The sequence below is a fragment of the Bacteroides sp. RCH18 genome, assembly GCF_058231005.1.
In genome coordinates this window covers 1,007,980-1,026,181 of record NZ_JBIPTC010000001.1, presented here as the reverse complement: position 1 = coordinate 1,026,181, position 18,202 = coordinate 1,007,980, and the positions used below count along the sequence as shown (strand labels likewise).

Annotated in this window: 9 protein-coding genes; 5 read left to right on the top strand and 4 right to left on the bottom strand. The window is 45.8% G+C overall.

Features of this window, described 5'->3' with window-relative positions; translation table 11 throughout:
• Positions 1–64: 64 nt before the first annotated feature.
• Positions 65–361: a thioredoxin family protein gene (locus ACHLI0_RS04005; RefSeq protein WP_490748503.1), complete on the top strand. Its 297-nt coding sequence runs from the start codon at positions 65–67 to the stop codon at positions 359–361.
• 125 nt (positions 362–486) lie between these two features.
• On the opposite strand, the gene ACHLI0_RS04000 is transcribed toward ACHLI0_RS04005, so the two are convergent.
• The 4 genes from ACHLI0_RS04000 to gltB all read right to left on the bottom strand — a co-directional run bounded on the left by ACHLI0_RS04000 (position 487) and on the right by gltB (position 9,414).
• The gene (locus tag ACHLI0_RS04000) at positions 487–1,224 is read right to left on the bottom strand and encodes a glycerophosphodiester phosphodiesterase (RefSeq protein WP_016267309.1); all 738 of its coding nucleotides are present in this window, start codon (positions 1,222–1,224) and stop codon (positions 487–489) included.
• A gap of 224 nt (positions 1,225–1,448) precedes the next feature.
• A complete protein-coding gene (gene asnB / locus ACHLI0_RS03995; protein ID WP_490748502.1) occupies positions 1,449–3,128 on the bottom strand; it encodes an asparagine synthase B in 1,680 nt (559 codons plus the stop codon).
• A 206-nt stretch (positions 3,129–3,334) separates the two neighbouring features.
• On the bottom strand, positions 3,335–4,675 hold the full coding sequence (locus ACHLI0_RS03990; protein WP_490748501.1) for a glutamate synthase subunit beta: 1,341 nt from the start codon (positions 4,673–4,675) through the stop codon (positions 3,335–3,337).
• Positions 4,676–4,803: 128 nt separating this feature from the next.
• A complete protein-coding gene (gene gltB, locus ACHLI0_RS03985; RefSeq protein WP_490748500.1) occupies positions 4,804–9,414 on the bottom strand; it encodes a glutamate synthase large subunit in 4,611 nt (1,536 codons plus the stop codon).
• Positions 9,415–9,776: 362 nt separating this feature from the next.
• On the opposite strand from gltB, the gene glmS reads away from it, so the two are divergent.
• The 4 genes from glmS to carB are packed head-to-tail and all read left to right on the top strand — an operon-like array spanning position 9,777 to position 17,962.
• Positions 9,777–11,621 (top strand): glutamine--fructose-6-phosphate transaminase (isomerizing), encoded by a 1,845-nt coding sequence (gene glmS / locus ACHLI0_RS03980; protein ID WP_008765067.1) that lies wholly within the window; start codon positions 9,777–9,779, stop codon positions 11,619–11,621.
• 38 nt (positions 11,622–11,659) lie between these two features.
• The gene (locus tag ACHLI0_RS03975; RefSeq protein ID WP_196069071.1) at positions 11,660–13,543 is read left to right on the top strand and encodes an amidophosphoribosyltransferase; all 1,884 of its coding nucleotides are present in this window, start codon (positions 11,660–11,662) and stop codon (positions 13,541–13,543) included.
• A 27-nt stretch (positions 13,544–13,570) separates the two neighbouring features.
• A complete protein-coding gene (carA, locus tag ACHLI0_RS03970; protein WP_490748499.1) occupies positions 13,571–14,725 on the top strand; it encodes a glutamine-hydrolyzing carbamoyl-phosphate synthase small subunit in 1,155 nt (384 codons plus the stop codon).
• Between the two features lie 9 nt (positions 14,726–14,734).
• Entirely contained in the window at positions 14,735–17,962 is a 3,228-nt protein-coding gene (gene carB / locus ACHLI0_RS03965; protein ID WP_490748498.1) for a carbamoyl-phosphate synthase (glutamine-hydrolyzing) large subunit, read from the top strand.
• Positions 17,963–18,202: the final 240 nt, after the last annotated feature.

Below are 18,202 nucleotides of genomic sequence, written 5' to 3'. Positions count from 1 at the left end.
AGTGGTACAGAACCTTTTTGTTATAGCATTGTTTAGTCACTAATAAATATAATAATGTAGCAATATGGATATAGAGAAACAATTGGAAGTTGCGGCGCAGAGCGGCCATTTGGTATTGGTTGTGTTTTATGCCGACTGGTCACCTCATTACGAATGGATAGGCCCTGTGCTCCGTACTTATGAACGGAGAGTCGTTGAATTGATTAACGTGAATATCGAGGAAAATAAAACTGTAGCCGATTCTCATAATATAGATACGGTGCCTGCGTTCCTTCTGTTACATAAAGGACATGAGTTGTGGAGGCAGGTAGGAGAGTTGACCATAGGAGAGTTGAAAGAGGTATTGGAAGATTTCAAATAAGTCCTATTTGAATTTTATGTAAGAAGCACCATTATACAGCAAATAAATATGTATAATGGTGCTTCTTGTATCTATCGAATATTTGCAAAAAGCCTCTGTCGGCTTTTTACATTTTCAGGGAGTAATTATTTCAGTATTTCCTGTGCCACAGTCGGCTCGTTGGTCGTAATGAAATCCACCTTTTGGTCTATCAGCCACTTCATGTCTTCTGCTTTATCTACAGTCCATACATTGACTTTCAGTCCAAGATCATGGGCTTCTTTGATCCATTCGGGATGTTTCTTGATTACTCCCATGTGATAGTCGAGTCCGGCTGCACCGAGGTCTTTCAGTTCTTTGGGAGATAGCTCGCCGTTGAGATAGAATACCGGAGTTCCGGCAGGTGCCAGGCGGATAAACTCTTTCATGGCGTGCAGTGAGAAAGTGATATATTCCATACGGTTTTCCAGTCCCATCTTTGTTACCAGGGCAAGAATTTCCTGTACGGCTTTCGTTTCACGCTTTTTGCTGTTAAGTGCTTTTAGTTCCAATATAAGTTTGGTATTGCATTTTTTACCAGCTTCCAGATACTGTTCCAGGCTGGGCAGGTTCTCTCCGTTCGACAGTTTCAGTCCTGTAAGAGCGTCACCTTTGGAATACTCCATGTATTTCATTTTATAGACAGGGTCATGATTGATAACCAGTTTATTGTCTTTGGTAAGCCATACATCAAATTCGGAGCCATAGCAATGGATAGAATCGGCTTTTTGAAGTGCTGTGATACTATTTTGCGCAGAACCTGCTGTTTTCCAGTAGCCACGATGAGCGATAACTTGCGACTTTTGCGCCTGGACACTAGCTACTGAAATGATAAGAGCAACCATTAGAATAATTCTTTTTATCTTCATTGATAGTACATTTAAAAAGTTTATGAGTCCAAAATTATAAAAAATAAAACACAGATCAGCCTGTTATTATGCTAATCTGCGTTAATTGACAGCTTTTTATGCATAGAAGTCTATACTTTTTATTCCTGACTTTACAAACTGATGAATATATATTCAAAGATATGAGTTTATTTCAGATATCTAAAATTTTTTCAACAAATTTATTTTACCTCTTCGGCATAGGCTTCTTCATGTACTCCTCTCACTGCTCTGCCGCTTGGTTCATTCAGGTTACGGAAAGCTGCATCCCATGCCAGCGCTTCTGCTGTAGAGCAGGCCACACTTGGTACACTTGGTACGCTGCGAGCTGCGCTTTCACTTGGAAAATGCTCTTCAAAGATACTCCGGTAGTAATATTCTTCCTTATTTTGCGGAGTGTTAATCGGGAAACGTTCGGCAGCGTGTTCCATCTGTTCATCACTGACGGCAGCCGTTGTAATCTCTTTTAAGGTATCAATCCACGAATATCCCACACCATCACTGAACTGCTCTTTTTGTCTCCATGCTACGCTTTCCGGTAACATATCGGCAAAAGCTTCACGTACAATTCGTTTTTCAATCTCCTTTCCGGGGCACATTTTAGCTTTTGGATTCAACGCCATCGCTACATCCAGAAATTCCTTGTCCAGAAATGGGACACGTCCCTCTACACCCCAGGCTGATAAACTCTTATTGGCACGAAGGCAATCGTACATATGCAGCTTTGATAACTTGCGTACCGTTTCCTCATGGAAATCCTTCGGAGTGGGAGCTTTGTGAAAGTAAAGGTAACCGCCGAAAACTTCATCGGCACCTTCACCACTCAATACCATTTTGATCCCCATCGATTTGATGACACGTGCCAGTAAATACATGGGAGTGGAGGCACGTACCGTAGTCACATCATACGTCTCGATAAAATAGATAACATCCCGGATAGCATCCAGTCCTTCCTGAACCGTATAATTGATTTCATGATGAACCGTACCGATATATTCTGCCACTTCACGTGCCTTTATCAAATCGGGCGCCCCCTTCAGACCGATGGCAAAAGAATGTAGTTGAGGCCACCAGGCGTCACTTGCTCCGTCTGTTTCAATACGTTTTGCTGCATATTTTTTGGCGATAGCTGAAATCACAGAACTGTCCAGACCACCTGAAAGAAGTACTCCATAGGGAACGTCACTCATCAGCTGGCGATGAACGGCATCTTTCAATGCTTCTTTTACATCACTGACTTTGGCATCATTGTCTTTTACAGACTCATAGTCTGTCCATTCGCGTGTATACCAACGCTTCATTTTGCCTTCTTTACTGTAAAAGTAATGTCCCGGAAGAAATGGTTCGTACTCATCACAGAATCCTTCGAGTGCTTTCAGTTCACTGCCGAAGTAGATTTTGCCATCCTTGTCTTTACCTATATATAAAGGTATGACTCCGATAGGATCACGGGCAATGAGGAACTCGTCTTTTTCTTCATCATAAAGTACAAAGGCGAAAATTCCGCTGATCTCTTCCAGAAAGTGGATACCTTTATCTTTGTAAAGGGCAAGGATCACTTCACAGTCGCTTCCGGTCTGAAAATCATATTGTCCGGCATAGCGGGCGCGGATATCCCGATGGTTGTAGATTTCACCGTTCACGGCGAGCGCTTGTTTCCGGTCGGGGGAGTATAAGGGCTGTCCTCCGCTTTGCGGGTCAACTATCGAGAGGCGTTCGTGTGCCAGAATGGCGCTTCCACCTACGTAGATACCGCTCCAGTCCGGTCCGCGATGACGGATTTTCTGTGCCATTTTCAGTGCTTTGTCTCTTAGCTCTTTGGTTTGAGTTTTTATGTTGAGTATACCTGCTATTCCACACATAACTTTGAGTATTTGGAAGTTAATATAATTTGTTGATTCTCTGTTTCTTAAAAGTCGGTTCGTTACTATTTATTCGTTTTCCCTGGCTTTTCCTTTCGTTTGACCTGGGTCATCTTTTAGTTCAACCTAGGTTGTTGTTTCGTTCAACCTAGGTCAAACGAATAAATAATAGTCTATAAACTTCATGGCGTTCCTTGCTGTAAGGGTTACTTCACCAAATAGTGATCTATGTCCGCAGCAGCCTTTCGTCCTCCTGCCATCGCCCGTACTACGAGGCTTGCTCCGGTAGCTGCATCTCCGGCAAGGAATACGTTTTCTGCAAATTTCGGTTGTTCCGGTTTCAGGAACCCCATGGCCAGCAGTACCATATCTGCTTCGATTACTTCTTTCTTCCCTGTGAGGTTCATGGTCGGACGTCCGCTATCTGTTGCCGGTATCCATTCTACTTCTTCCACCTCGACGCCGGTTACTTTACCGTTCTTTCCCAAAAACTGATTGGAAGTCAGGCACCAGCGACGGGTACAGCCTTCTTCATGGCTGGAGGTCGTTTTGAAAACTACCGGCCATTGCGGCCAGGGCGTAGAGGGATTGTGCCCAACGGGAGGTTTGGGCATAATTTCAATTTGTGTGACGCTGGTTGCTCCCTGTCGTACACTGGTTCCGATACAGTCCGAACCGGTGTCTCCACCGCCGATCACAAGTACTTTTTTGCCTTTGGCATTCACCAGTTTGTCTTTGGGGAAAGTTTGTCCTTCCAGAATCCTGTTCTGTTGCGCCAGCATTTCCAGTGCGAAATGGATTCCTTTCAACTCCCGTCCCGGAATATTTAAATCACGGGCAGTCGGTGTACCCGTGCAAATGCAATATGCATCGAATCCCTCCGGCAAATGGTTAACGTCTATTTCTACTCCCATTTCAAACTGAATACCTTCTGCGGCAAGTATTTTCATGCGGCGGTCGATTACGTTTTTGTCCAGCTTGAAGTTTGGAATACCGAAACGTAATAAGCCTCCGGCAGCTTCATCTTTATCGAATAACGTTACGGTGTATCCTTTTAGATTCAGTTGGTTGGCAACTACCAATCCGGCCGGACCGGCACCGACAACTGCTACTTTTTTGCCATTCCTTTGGGGATGCTGCACCTGTATATATCCTTCGCGGAAGGCAGCTTCTACAATGGCAGCTTCATTTTCACGGATAGTCACCGGCTGGTCACAGGATAGCTTCAGTACACAGGACTTCTCACAAAGGGCAGGGCAGATACGTCCTGTAAATTCAGGAAAGTCGCAAGTGGATGACAGCACTTCATACGCTTCTTTCCATTTTCCTTTGAATAAAGCGTCCTGCCATTCCGGCTGTTTATTGCCTATCGGACAAGCCCAGTGGCAAAAAGGTACTCCGCAATCCATACACCGTGATGCCTGTAATTTGCGGCTGTTCGTATTCAATGTCTGTTCTACCTGACTATAGTCAGTGATGCGCTCGCTAACGGGGCGGTATCCCGCCTCTTGCCGAGGTATATTTAAAAAAGCTTTAGGATCTCCCATCTTGTTAAGTAATAAGTGGTAAGTATTAGGTAATAGGTATTAAGTATTAAGCAATAAATATTAACTATATGGATTAAGGATGTTTGAAGCTACGGTTAATACCTGATACTTAATACCTAATACTTGAATTAATAATCTCTTTGCATATCTGCTATTTTTTGCTGTAACTTTCTCATCTGCTCTTCCTGTAGTACTTTTTTGTATTCGATAGGTACTATCTGGATAAACTGATCTACGTAATGGTTCCAGTCATCGAGCATGGTACGTGCCAGTTTCGAACCGGTGTACAGGTAGTGCTGACGAATCAGTTCGTGCAGTTCTTTGCGGTAACCGGCTTCTTCGATCAGTGACAGTTCAACCATTTCCATGTTGCAGAAGTAGTCAAAATTACCGTCTTTGTTCCATACGTAAGCCACACCGCCACTCATACCGGCGGCAAAATTTCGTCCGGTTTGCCCCAGAACCACTACACGGCCTCCGGTCATATATTCGCAACAGTGGTCGCCTACACCTTCCACTACGGCAACAGCTCCTGAGTTGCGCACGGCAAAACGTTCGCCTACGCGGCCATTGATATAAACTTCACCGCTGGTTGCACCATAGAGCAGGGTGTTGCCTGCAATCGTGTTCTTTTCGGCTTCGAAGTTGCTGCGGATAGGCGGTAATACGGCAATGCGTCCGCCGCTCAATCCTTTACCCAGATAATCATTCGCTTCACCTTCCAGCTTGAAATTGACTCCCGGTACGAGGAAGGCACCGAACGACTGTCCCGCAGAGCCTTTGAATTTCACATTCAAGGTGTGTTCCGGCAATCCCTTCTCTCCGTGTTTTTTGGCAATGACACCGGAGAGCATGGCACCTGTCGCACGGTCCGTATTGGCAATTGTGTATTCCAATGAAACTTCTTTTTCGTGTTCTATTGCTTCTAGGGCAGCATCAATGATTGCCACATCCTTCACTGTAGAAATACCATGATCCTGATCAATGACGTGACGGATGGCTGCACTGTTATCCACACGTGCCAGTAGCTTGGTGAAGTCAATCAGAGCGTGCTTCGGATTCGGATCGTTTTCGTCGGATTTGCGTTCAATCAAGTCCGTGCGTCCGATAATATCATCCATTTTGGTGAATCCCATTTCCGCCAGATATTCACGGACTTCCTGTGCCAGGAAGGTGAAAAAGTTGATAAGATATTCGCTGCGCCCGTGAAAGCGTTTGCGTAATTCCTCATTCTGTGTGGCTACTCCTACCGGACAAGTATTCTGATGACATTTGCGCATCATCACACATCCCAGCACGATCAGGGCGGAAGTGGCGAAACCATATTCTTCGGCGCCCATTAATGCCATTAAGATAATGTCGCGTCCGGTTTTCAGTTGACCGTCGGCTTGCAGGACGACTTGTCCCCGCAGACCGTTCAGAACCAAGGTCTGCTGTGTCTCGCTCAGTCCCAGTTCTGGAGAAATACCGGCGTAACGGATGGATGAAGCGGGAGAGGCTCCCGTACCACCCTCGGCACCGGAGATGACAATCAAATCCGCTTTTGCTTTTGCCACGCCTGCGGCAATGGTACCTACGCCACTTTCTGCTACCAGTTTGACACTGATTTTGGCTTGTGGATTAACGTTTTTCAAGTCAAATATCAATTGCGCCAAATCCTCAATCGAATAAATATCATGATGGGGAGGAGGAGAGATCAGTGAGATTCCCGGAATGGAATGGCGTGTTTGGGCTATGACGTCGTTCACTTTGAATCCCGGAAGCTGTCCGCCTTCCCCTGGTTTAGCTCCCTGCGCTATTTTTATTTGTATCTCATCGGCATTCACCAGATATTCGGCGGTGACCCCGAAGCGTCCGGAAGCTACCTGTTTGATGGCACTTCGCATGGAAGTTCCGTCCGGCAGCGGGTGGAAACGGGAAGCATCTTCGCCACCTTCACCCGTGTTGCTGCGTCCGTGAATGGTATTCATGGCAATCGCCATTGCTTCATGAGCTTCCTTGCTGATAGATCCGAAAGACATGGCACCCGTTACAAAACGCCGGAGAATATTCTCTACCGGTTCTACCTGTTCGATGGATATAGGATTGCGACGGAATCCTAAGAAGTCACGCAGGAAAATAGGTTTTTCCTTATCGTCTACCAAATGAGTGAACTCTTTGAATTTCTTGTAGCTGCCCAAGCGGGTGGCTAGTTGCAATGTGCTGATGGTTTCCGGGTTCCACGCATGTTTTTCTCCGTCTTTGCGGAAGGCGTACAGTCCGTTGTTCTTTAATAATGGAAAATTGAAAGTTGAAAATTGAGAGTTGCCGTGCGGTGCTTCATTTTCCATTTTCAATTCTCCATTTTCCATTCCTTCAACTCCTTCATCGTGGAAAGCGATTGCGTCTCTTGCCACTTCCTCCAGGCGGATACCTCCGATGGGTGAACCGAGTCCGCCGAAATAAGCCTTGCTCAACTCTTCGCTGAGTCCGACAGCTTCGAAAATCTTTGCACCGCGATAAGAGCGGATAGTGGAAATCCCCATCTTACTCATGATCTTGAACAGACCTTTGCAGATAGATTTGATATAGTTTTTCTCAGCGGTAGCATAGTCCAGTTGAATATCTTTCTCTTTTACCAGCTTGTCGAGGATGGCAAATGCCATATACGGATTCAGTGCACTGGCTCCAAAACCGAGTAGTAAAGCGGCGTGCATTACTTCGCGCATTTCTCCGCTCTCTACAATCAATGCCGTCTGCACACGTTTGCCGACAGATATCAGATGGTGATGCACGGCACTTACTGCCAGCAATGAAGGGATAACGGCATGAGTTGCATCCACGTCACGGTCGGTCAGTATAATGTAGTTTACTCCGTCCGTAACTGATTCCTCCGCCATTTTGCAAAGGTTGTTCAGTGATTCCTGTAATCCGGCTTTCCCTTTGGATACTTCAAACAGCATTGGTAATTTTACAGTCTTAAAGCCTTTGTAGCGGATATTGCATAGAATATCCAGTTGTGTATTGCTTAGAATCGGATGGTTCAGACGCACCATTTTACAATGACTCTCGCTGGGAGTCAGGATATTCATGCCTACCGCTCCGATATATTCCGTCAAAGACATTACCAGTTCTTCGCGTAGCGGGTCGATCGGCGGATTCGTAACCTGTGCGAATTGCTGGCGGAAATAGTTGTAGAGTAGCTGTGGCTTATCGGAAAGTACAGCCAGCGGCGTGTCATTACCCATTGAGTGGATGGGTTCGGCACCCGCGCTCGCCATCGGCATAATCAGTCGTTCGATATCTTCTTTTGAATAGCCGAAAGTACGGAGCATCCGGTCGTAGTTTTCTACGTGATGAGGCACTTTACGACCGCTTTTCAGTTCATCCAGTTCGATACGGTTAGTCGATAGCCATGTACGGTAAGGCTTCGCTTCGGCCAGTTGTTTCTTCAATTCGCCGTCATAGTAGATTTCCCCTTTCTCTGTATCGATCAATAGAATCTTGCCCGGTTGCAGGCGGCCTTTTTCCTTGATATCTCCCGGTTCAAAGTCCATTACGCCCACTTCGGATGCCACTACCATCATATCGTTTTTAGTGATCAGGTAGCGGGCAGGGCGCAGGCCGTTGCGGTCGAGCATACCACCTGCAAAACGTCCGTCGCTGAAAAGCAAGGCTGCCGGTCCGTCCCAAGGTTCCATCAGGATAGAGTGGTATTCATAGAATGCTTTCAGGTCTTCACTGATCGGATTCTTCTCGTTGAAAGATTCCGGTACGAGCATAGCCATTGCATGAGGCAGACTTAATCCTGACATGACCAGAAACTCCAGCACATTGTCCAGAGAAGCACTGTCGCTCATGCCCGGCTGTATGATCGGGCGTATTTCTTTGATCTCTCCCAGCATAGGAGTGGAGAGTACGCTTTCACGGGCTTCCATCCATCCGCGGTTGCCACGAATAGTATTGATTTCACCGTTGTGCGCCAGCAGGCGAAAAGGTTGGGCCAGTCCCCATGTCGGAAAAGTGTTGGTGCTGAAACGGGAGTGTACCAGAGCCAGTCCGCTGGTGAAGTAACTATTCGTCAGATCAGGATAGTAGTTGCGTAGCTGCAATGACGAGAGCATACCTTTATATATAATACTTTTGGTCGAGAGCGAAACGACATAAAAATCGTTTCTCGTCGGAATAGCTGACAATCTGACTTTATTCTCTATCCGTTTGCGAATCAGATACAGTTTGCGGTCGGCGGTTTCCGTTTCCGTAAAACCGGTAATAAAGACCTGCTTGATATCCGGTTCGTTAGCCAGAGCCGCTTCACCCAGAATTTCCGGACAGGTGGGGACATTGCGCAGATGCATCAATGTAAGTCCCTCTTTTTCTATTTCTTCAATAATGATACTAAAAATAGCTGCCTGATCTTTCTCGTTTTTCGGCAGAAAAAGCAGACCGGTACCGTACCGTCCCTTTTCGGGTACGGGGATGCCTTGCAGTAAAATAAACTCATGCGGAATCTGTAACATAATACCTGCACCGTCGCCGGTTTTGTTATCCGCCCCCTCAGCGCCACGGTGACGCATATTCTCTAATACCTTTAAAGCCGACTCAACAATGTCATGTGACTTTTCTCCGTGAATGTTCACCAGCATACCAACCCCGCAGGCATCGTGTTCGTATGCCGCGTCATACAAGCCCATTTGTCCGGGCTGTCGTTGGTAGGGGAATTTTCCTGTTGCGTTGTTAAAAAGTTCTTGTTTCTTCATTCTTTCTAGCTTTATTGTATGATAATACCTATTTGATGTATCAAATTGTTTGGCAAAATTAAGAATTTAATTTCATAATGATAGAGTATTGTTTATTTTGTGTGACACAAAATAAGAACCCCTTTCTTTATTCTTTTAATTTGTAATCAAAATACTCTGATTTGCTTATAATTTATCAGTCTGTCCGGTTTTATTTTGTTTTGATTGTAATTTGTTTCTTTTTGAGCTTAAAATAATATATTATTTAACGTTTTGATGTGTTTGCAACTTTTTTATGTGCTTATGTCAAATAAATATTGAAAAAGTTATCTTTGTGTCATTTGGAATGTGTATATTTGCACCCGAAATAAAAATATCATAATATGTGTGGAATAGTAGGCTATATTGGTAAAAGAAAAGCCTACCCCATCCTTATTAAAGGGCTGAAGCGACTGGAGTATCGTGGATATGACAGTGCAGGGGTAGCATTGATCAGTGATAACCAACAGTTAAATGTGTACAAGACGAAAGGGAAAGTCTCCGAACTTGAAAATTTCGTCACACAAAAAGATATTTCCGGTACAGTCGGAATTGCCCATACCCGTTGGGCTACTCACGGGGAACCTTGTTCCGTTAATGCTCATCCTCATTACTCTTCTTCCGAAAAACTCGCTCTCATTCATAACGGTATCATTGAAAATTACGCCGTTCTCAAAGAAAAACTCCAAGCCAAAGGCTACGTCTTTAAAAGTAGTACCGATACCGAGGTGCTCGTTCAATTAATCGAATATATGAAAGTTACCAATCGGGTCGATCTGCTTACTGCCGTTCAGTTGGCTTTGAATGAAGTGATTGGTGCTTATGCGATTGCGATTCTTGATAAAGAACATCCGGAAGAAATCATTGCGGCCCGAAAAAGCAGTCCGCTGGTGGTAGGTATTGGTGAAGATGAGTTTTTCCTTGCTTCGGATGCCACACCGATTGTAGAATATACAGATAAGGTGGTGTATCTCGAAGATGGTGAGATAGCGGTGATCAATCGGGGAAAAGAATTGAAGGTAGTCGATCTCAGCAATGTGGAGATGACTCCCGAAGTGAAAAAAGTAGAATTGAAGCTTGGTCAGCTGGAAAAAGGCGGTTATCCGCATTTCATGTTGAAGGAGATTTTTGAGCAGCCGGACTGTATTCACGATTGTATGCGTGGACGTATCAATGTGGAAGCCAATAACGTGGTGCTTTCGGCAGTAATAGACTATAAAGAAAAGTTGCTGAACGCCAAACGCTTTATTATTGTGGCTTGCGGTACTTCGTGGCATGCGGGATTGATCGGAAAGCATCTGATTGAAAGTTTCTGCCGTATTCCGGTAGAAGTGGAGTATGCCTCCGAATTTCGTTACCGTGATCCGGTGATCGATGAGCACGATGTGGTGATTGCCATTTCTCAAAGTGGAGAAACAGCGGATACGCTGGCGGCAGTGGAACTGGCAAAAAGTCGGGGTGCATTTATATATGGTATCTGTAATGCGATTGGTTCCTCCATCCCCCGCGCTACGCATACGGGGTCGTACATCCACGTCGGACCGGAAATCGGAGTGGCATCGACCAAAGCATTTACCGGACAGGTGACTGTGCTGACCATGTTGGCATTGACTCTCGCCCGGGAGAAAGGTACGATAGACGAGACACAATACCTGAACATTGTACGGGAATTGAATAGCATTCCCGGCAAAATGAAGGAAGTATTGAAACTGAATGATAAGCTGGCGGAACTGTCGAAAACTTTCACCTATGCGCATAACTTTATTTACCTCGGACGCGGATATAGTTATCCGGTTGCTTTGGAAGGTGCATTGAAATTGAAAGAAATATCGTATATTCACGCCGAAGGTTATCCGGCTGCCGAAATGAAGCACGGACCGATAGCCCTGATTGATGCCGAAATGCCGGTAGTAGTCATTGCTACCCAAAACGGGCTGTATGAGAAAGTACTTAGCAATATTCAGGAAATCAAGGCACGAAAAGGAAAGGTGATTGCATTTGTAACCAAGGGCGATACGGTGATCAGTAAAATAGCCGATTGCAGTATCGAACTTCCGGAAACAATCGAGTGCCTTGATCCGTTAATTACTACGGTACCTCTCCAGTTGCTTGCCTATCATATTGCAGTATGTAAGGGAATGGATGTAGACCAACCTAGAAATTTGGCTAAGTCGGTAACAGTCGAGTAGTTTAAAATGTAAATAGTCAAATAGTAAGAGATAGATTAATGGAACAATTGAAACATGAATGTGGCGTTGCCATGATACGCCTGCTCAAACCCCTGGAGTATTACGAGAAAAAGTACGGAACATGGATGTACGGTCTCAACAAGCTCTATCTGTTGATGGAGAAACAGCATAACCGGGGGCAGGAAGGGGCAGGACTGGCATGCGTGAAGCTGGAAGCAAATCCGGGTGAGGAATATATGTTTCGCGAACGCGCGTTAGGTTCCGGTGCCATCACCGAAATCTTCGAAGCTGTACAGAGCAATTTCAAGGACCTCACTCCCGAACAGTTGCATGATGCGGCTTATGCCAAACGTACTTTGCCTTTTGCGGGTGAAGTATATATGGGGCATCTGCGTTATTCTACCACCGGAAAATCCGGAATCTCGTACGTACATCCGTTTTTAAGAAGAAACAACTGGCGTGCCAAAAATCTGGCTCTCTGCGGAAACTTCAATATGACGAATGTAGACGAAATCTTTGCCCGCATCACCGCTATCGGTCAGCATCCCCGCAAGTATGCCGATACCTATATCATGTTGGAACAAGTGGGACACCGTCTTGACCGTGAAGTGGAACGCCTCTTCAACCTTGCCGAAGCCGAAGGACTGACAGGGATGGGAGTCACCCATTATATAGAAGAACATATCGAACTGGCCAACGTATTGCGTACTTCCAGCCGTGAGTGGGATGGGGGATATGTGATCTGCGGCCTCACCGGAAGTGGCGAATCTTTTGCTATCCGTGATCCGTGGGGTATTCGTCCCGCTTTCTGGTATCAGGATGATGAAATAGCCGTACTGGCTTCCGAGCGTCCGGTGATTCAGACTGCTTTGAATGTTCCCGTAGAAAAAATCAAGGAACTGCAACCCGGGCAGGCATTGCTGATCAGCAAAGAAGGCAGACTGCGGACTTCACAAATCAACAAGCCCCGCGAGCGGCACGCCTGCTCGTTCGAACGTATCTACTTCTCCCGTGGCAGCGATGTAGATATCTATAAAGAACGGAAACTCCTGGGAGAAAAACTGGTTCCGAATATTCTGAAAGCCATTAATAACGACCTGGATCATACTGTATTTTCCTTTATTCCGAATACGGCCGAAGTTGCCTTCTACGGAATGCTGCAAGGGCTGGATGACTATCTGAATGAAGAGAAGGTACGGCAGATTGCGGCATTGGGGCATCATCCCAATATGGAAGAGCTGGAGGTCATTCTTTCCCGCCGTATCCGCAGTGAAAAAGTTGCCATCAAAGATATTAAGCTCCGTACATTCATTGCCGAAGGAAACAGCCGGAATGATCTGGCTGCCCACGTATATGACATCACGTACGGAAGTCTGGTTTCCGGTGTCGACAATCTCGTGATTATCGACGATAGCATTGTGCGTGGTACTACCTTGAAGCAAAGTATCATCGGCATTCTCGACCGTCTTGGTCCGAAGAAGATCGTGATTGTATCTTCTTCTCCACAAGTCCGTTATCCGGACTATTACGGCATCGATATGGCGAAGATGAGCGAATTTATCGCTTTCAAAGCAGCCATCGAACTCCTGAAAGAGCGGGATATGAAGGATGTGATTGCTGCCGCCTACCGGAAATCGAAAGATCAGGTAGGATTGCCGAAAGAACAAATGGTGAATTACGTGAAAGATATCTATGCACCGTTCACCGATGAAGAAATATCTGCCAAGATGGTAGAACTCCTGACACCGAAGGGAACGAAAGCGAAAGTGGAAATCGTCTACCAACCGCTGGAAGGACTTCATGAAGCCTGTCCGAACCATCAGGGAGACTGGTACTTCAGTGGAAACTATCCCACGCCGGGTGGTGTGAAAATGGTGAATCAGGCATTCATCAACTACATTGAGCAGATGTATCAATTCTAACAACCATACAACGATTCAAAAATAAGAATGAGAAATGTGACATTAATCCTTGACGACGGGAGCCGGTTTTCCGGTAAGTCGTTTGGCTACGAGAAGCCGGTGGCGGGCGAAGTAGTTTTCAACACCGCCATGACCGGATATCCGGAGAGCCTTACTGACCCTTCCTACGCCGGACAGTTGATGACTCTTACCTATCCTTTGGTGGGTAACTACGGAGTTCCTCCTTTTACCATCGAACCCAACGGACTTGCTACTTTCATGGAAAGTGAAAAGATTCATGCCGAAGCGATCATCGTAAGTGACTACTCTTCTGAGTACAGCCACTGGAACGCAATGGAAAGCCTCAGCGACTGGCTGAAACGTGAGAAAGTACCGGGCATCACAGGCATCGATACGCGCGAACTGACCAAAATACTTCGTGAACACGGAGTCATGATGGGACGTATCGTCTTCGACAATGAAATTGACAATGGACAATTGACAATGGACAATTACGCTGCCGTGAATTACGTAGACCGTGTTTCCTGCAAAGAAATAATCTCCTATCTTCCCGATGGAACATCCCGTTCTTTTCCATTAACCATGTCCATCGCGCAGCTTAATTGTCAATTGTCAACTGTCAATTGTCAATTAAAGAAGGTTGTTTTGGTGGATTGCGGTGTAAAGACCAATATTATCCGTTGCTTGTTGAAGCGTGGTGTAGAAGTGATCCGTGTACCTTGGGATTATGATTTTAACGGACTCGAATTTGACGGGCTGTTTATCTCCAACGGCCCGGGTGACCCGGATACCTGCGACGCAGCTGTGCAGAATATCCGCAAGGCAATGGCGAACGAGAAACTTCCCATCTTTGGAATTTGCATGGGCAACCAGTTGCTCTCGAAAGCCGGAGGGGCAAAGATTTACAAACTTAAATATGGACACCGTAGCCACAACCAGCCGGTACGCATGGTGGGTACGGAACGTTGTTTTATTACTTCGCAGAATCATGGTTATGCGGTAGACAATAATACGCTGGGGGCAGATTGGGAACCGCTGTTCATCAATATGAATGATGGTTCTAACGAAGGAATCAAACACAAGAAAAATCCTTGGTTCTCTGCACAGTTCCATCCCGAAGCTGCAAGTGGTCCTACGGATACGGAATTCCTGTTCGATGAATTTGTAAACCTGCTTAAATAACCGACTATCATGAAAGAAAATATAAAAAAAGTATTGCTGCTGGGTTCCGGTGCCTTGAAAATCGGTGAAGCCGGTGAGTTTGACTATTCCGGTTCGCAGGCACTCAAAGCCTTGAAAGAAGAAGGGATTGAAACCATTCTTATCAATCCGAATATTGCTACCGTACAGACATCCGAAGGAGTGGCAGATCAAATTTACTTCCTTCCGGTCACTCCGTATTTTGTAGAGAAAGTAATCCAGAAGGAAAAGCCGGAAGGTATTATGCTGGCATTCGGCGGACAGACCGCGCTGAATTGTGGAGTTGCTTTATATAAAGAAGGAATCCTTGAAAAGTATAATGTAAAAGTACTCGGTACTCCCGTACAAGCCATTATGGATACGGAAGACCGTGAACTCTTTGTACAGAAACTGAACGAAATCAATGTCAAGACCATTAAAAGTGAAGCCGTAGAAAATGCGGAAGATGCCCGTCGTGCAGCGAAGGAACTGGGATATCCGGTCATTGTCCGTGCGGCTTATGCGCTGGGTGGTCTGGGCTCCGGTTTCTGTGACAATGAAGAGCAACTGGATGTACTGGTAGAAAAAGCCTTTTCTTTTTCTCCGCAAGTGTTGGTGGAAAAATCGCTTCGGGGGTGGAAAGAAGTAGAATACGAAGTCGTCCGCGACCGTTTCGACAACTGTATTACAGTTTGTAATATGGAGAACTTTGACCCGCTGGGTATTCATACCGGTGAGTCTATCGTTATTGCTCCGTCTCAGACACTGACCAACAGTGAATATCATAAACTCCGTGAACTGGCTATCCGTATTATCCGCCACATCGGTATTGTCGGCGAATGTAATGTACAGTATGCTTTCGACCCCGAATCGGAAGATTATCGCGTCATCGAAGTAAATGCCCGTCTTTCCCGTTCCTCGGCCCTGGCCTCTAAGGCAACCGGATATCCGTTGGCATTCGTGGCTGCCAAACTGGGACTCGGCTACGGACTCTTCGACTTGAAGAACTCGGTGACAAAGACTACTTCTGCTTTCTTCGAACCGGCTTTGGACTATGTGGTATGTAAGATTCCACGTTGGGACTTGGGAAAATTCCATGGTGTAGACAAGGAACTGGGTTCTTCCATGAAGTCGGTAGGTGAAGTGATGGCAATCGGACGTACTTTTGAAGAAGCTATTCAGAAGGGCCTCCGTATGATCGGACAGGGAATGCACGGATTCGTGGAAAACAAAGAACTCGTAATCCCCGATATCGACAAAGCACTGCGCGAACCGACCGATAAACGTATTTTTGTGATCTCAAAAGCCTTCCGTGCAGGATACACCATCGATCAGGTGCATGAACTGACGAAGATTGACAAATGGTTCCTTCAGAAGTTGATGAATATAATGAAGACTTCGGAAGAAATGCACGAATGGGGAAATAATCATAAACAGATTGCCGATCTGCCTGTGGAACTGCTTCGCAAGGCTAAAGTTCAGGGCTTTTCCGATTTCCAGATTGCCCGTGCCATCGGTTATGAAGGTGATATGGAAGATGGAAGCCTGTATGTCCGCAAGTATCGTAAGGCTGCCGGTATCCTTCCGGTGGTAAAACAGATCGATACACTGGCTGCCGAATATCCAGCGCAGACCAACTATCTGTATCTGACCTATAGCGGAGGGGCAAACGATGTACATTATCTGGGTGACCATAAATCCATCGTCGTATTGGGTTCCGGTGCCTACCGTATCGGTTCTTCTGTAGAGTTTGACTGGTGCGGTGTGCAGGCTCTGAATACCATTCGCAAGGAAGGTTGGCGCAGTGTTATGATCAACTATAATCCGGAAACGGTATCTACAGACTATGACATGTGCGACCGTCTCTACTTTGATGAACTGACATTCGAACGGGTAATGGATATTCTTGAACTGGAAAATCCGCATGGTGTCATCGTATCTACCGGTGGTCAGATTCCGAATAATCTTGCTTTGCGTCTGGATGCCCAGAACATTCACATACTGGGAACAAGCGCTCAGAGCATCGACAATGCCGAAGACCGTGAAAAGTTCTCAGCGATGCTCGACCGTATCGGTGTAGACCAACCACGCTGGCGTGAGTTGACATCGCTGGAGGATATCAATGAGTTTGTCGATGAAGTCGGTTTCCCGGTTCTTGTTCGTCCGTCTTATGTGCTTTCGGGTGCTGCGATGAATGTCTGCTCCAATCAGGAAGAGCTTGAACGCTTCCTGAAACTGGCTGCCAATGTATCAAAGAAGCATCCGGTGGTAGTAAGCCAGTTTATCGAACATGCGAAGGAGGTAGAAATGGATGCTGTGGCGCAGAATGGCGAAATCATAGCCTATGCAATCAGCGAACATATTGAGTTTGCCGGTGTACACTCCGGTGATGCCACTATTCAGTTTCCGCCTCAGAAGTTGTATGTGGAAACTGTCCGTCGCATCAAACGCATCAGCCGTGAGATTGCCAAGGCATTGAATATTTCCGGTCCGTTCAACATCCAATACCTGGCAAAAGATAATGATATTAAGGTAATCGAATGTAATCTGCGTGCCAGCCGTTCTTTCCCGTTTGTCAGCAAAGTGCTGAAGATAAACTTCATTGAGCTGGCAACCAAAGTGATGCTGGGTCTTCCTGTGGAGAAACCGGAAAAGAATCTCTTTGAACTGGACTATGTGGGAATTAAGGCTTCGCAGTTCTCTTTCAACCGTTTGCAGAAAGCTGACCCTGTATTGGGAGTGGATATGGCTTCTACAGGTGAGGTCGGCTGTATCGGAAGTGACACTTCCTGTGCCGTACTGAAAGCCATGCTGTCTGTCGGCTACCGTATTCCTAAAAAGAACATCCTGCTTTCTACAGGTACAATGAAGCAGAAGGCTGATATGATGGATGCAGCACGTATGTTGGTAAACAAGGGATACAAACTCTTTGCAACCGGCGGTACTCATAAAACCTTTGCTGAGAACGGCATTGAAAGTACGCTTGTCTACTGGCCGAGTGAAGAAGGACATCCGCAGGCATTGGAAATGCTTCATAATAAGGAAATTGACATGGTAGTCAATATCCCGAAGAACCTGACTGCCGGAGAACTGGATAATGGATATAAAATACGTCGCGCGGCTATCGACCTGAACGTGCCGTTGATAACGAACGCCCGTCTGGCAAGTGCATTTATCAATGCTTTCTGTACGATGACCGTTGATGATATTGCCATCAAGAGCTGGGAAGAGTATAAGTAAGAAATAATAAATTGTTGTATAATAAGTTGGAAAAGTCGTTCCCGTGCATTCGGGGGCGGCTTTTTTTATGAATTTCTGTTTTTGGGATGGTGTCACTATAAGCATGGGATAGTGTCACTATCCTGTCAGTATGCTTACACTATCCTTCCTGTATAGTGTCACTATCTTTTTTTAATGTCTATAAGTTGCATGATTGGACAAATTGGTGTAAATTGCGCAATTATTTCACAAATATTCTAA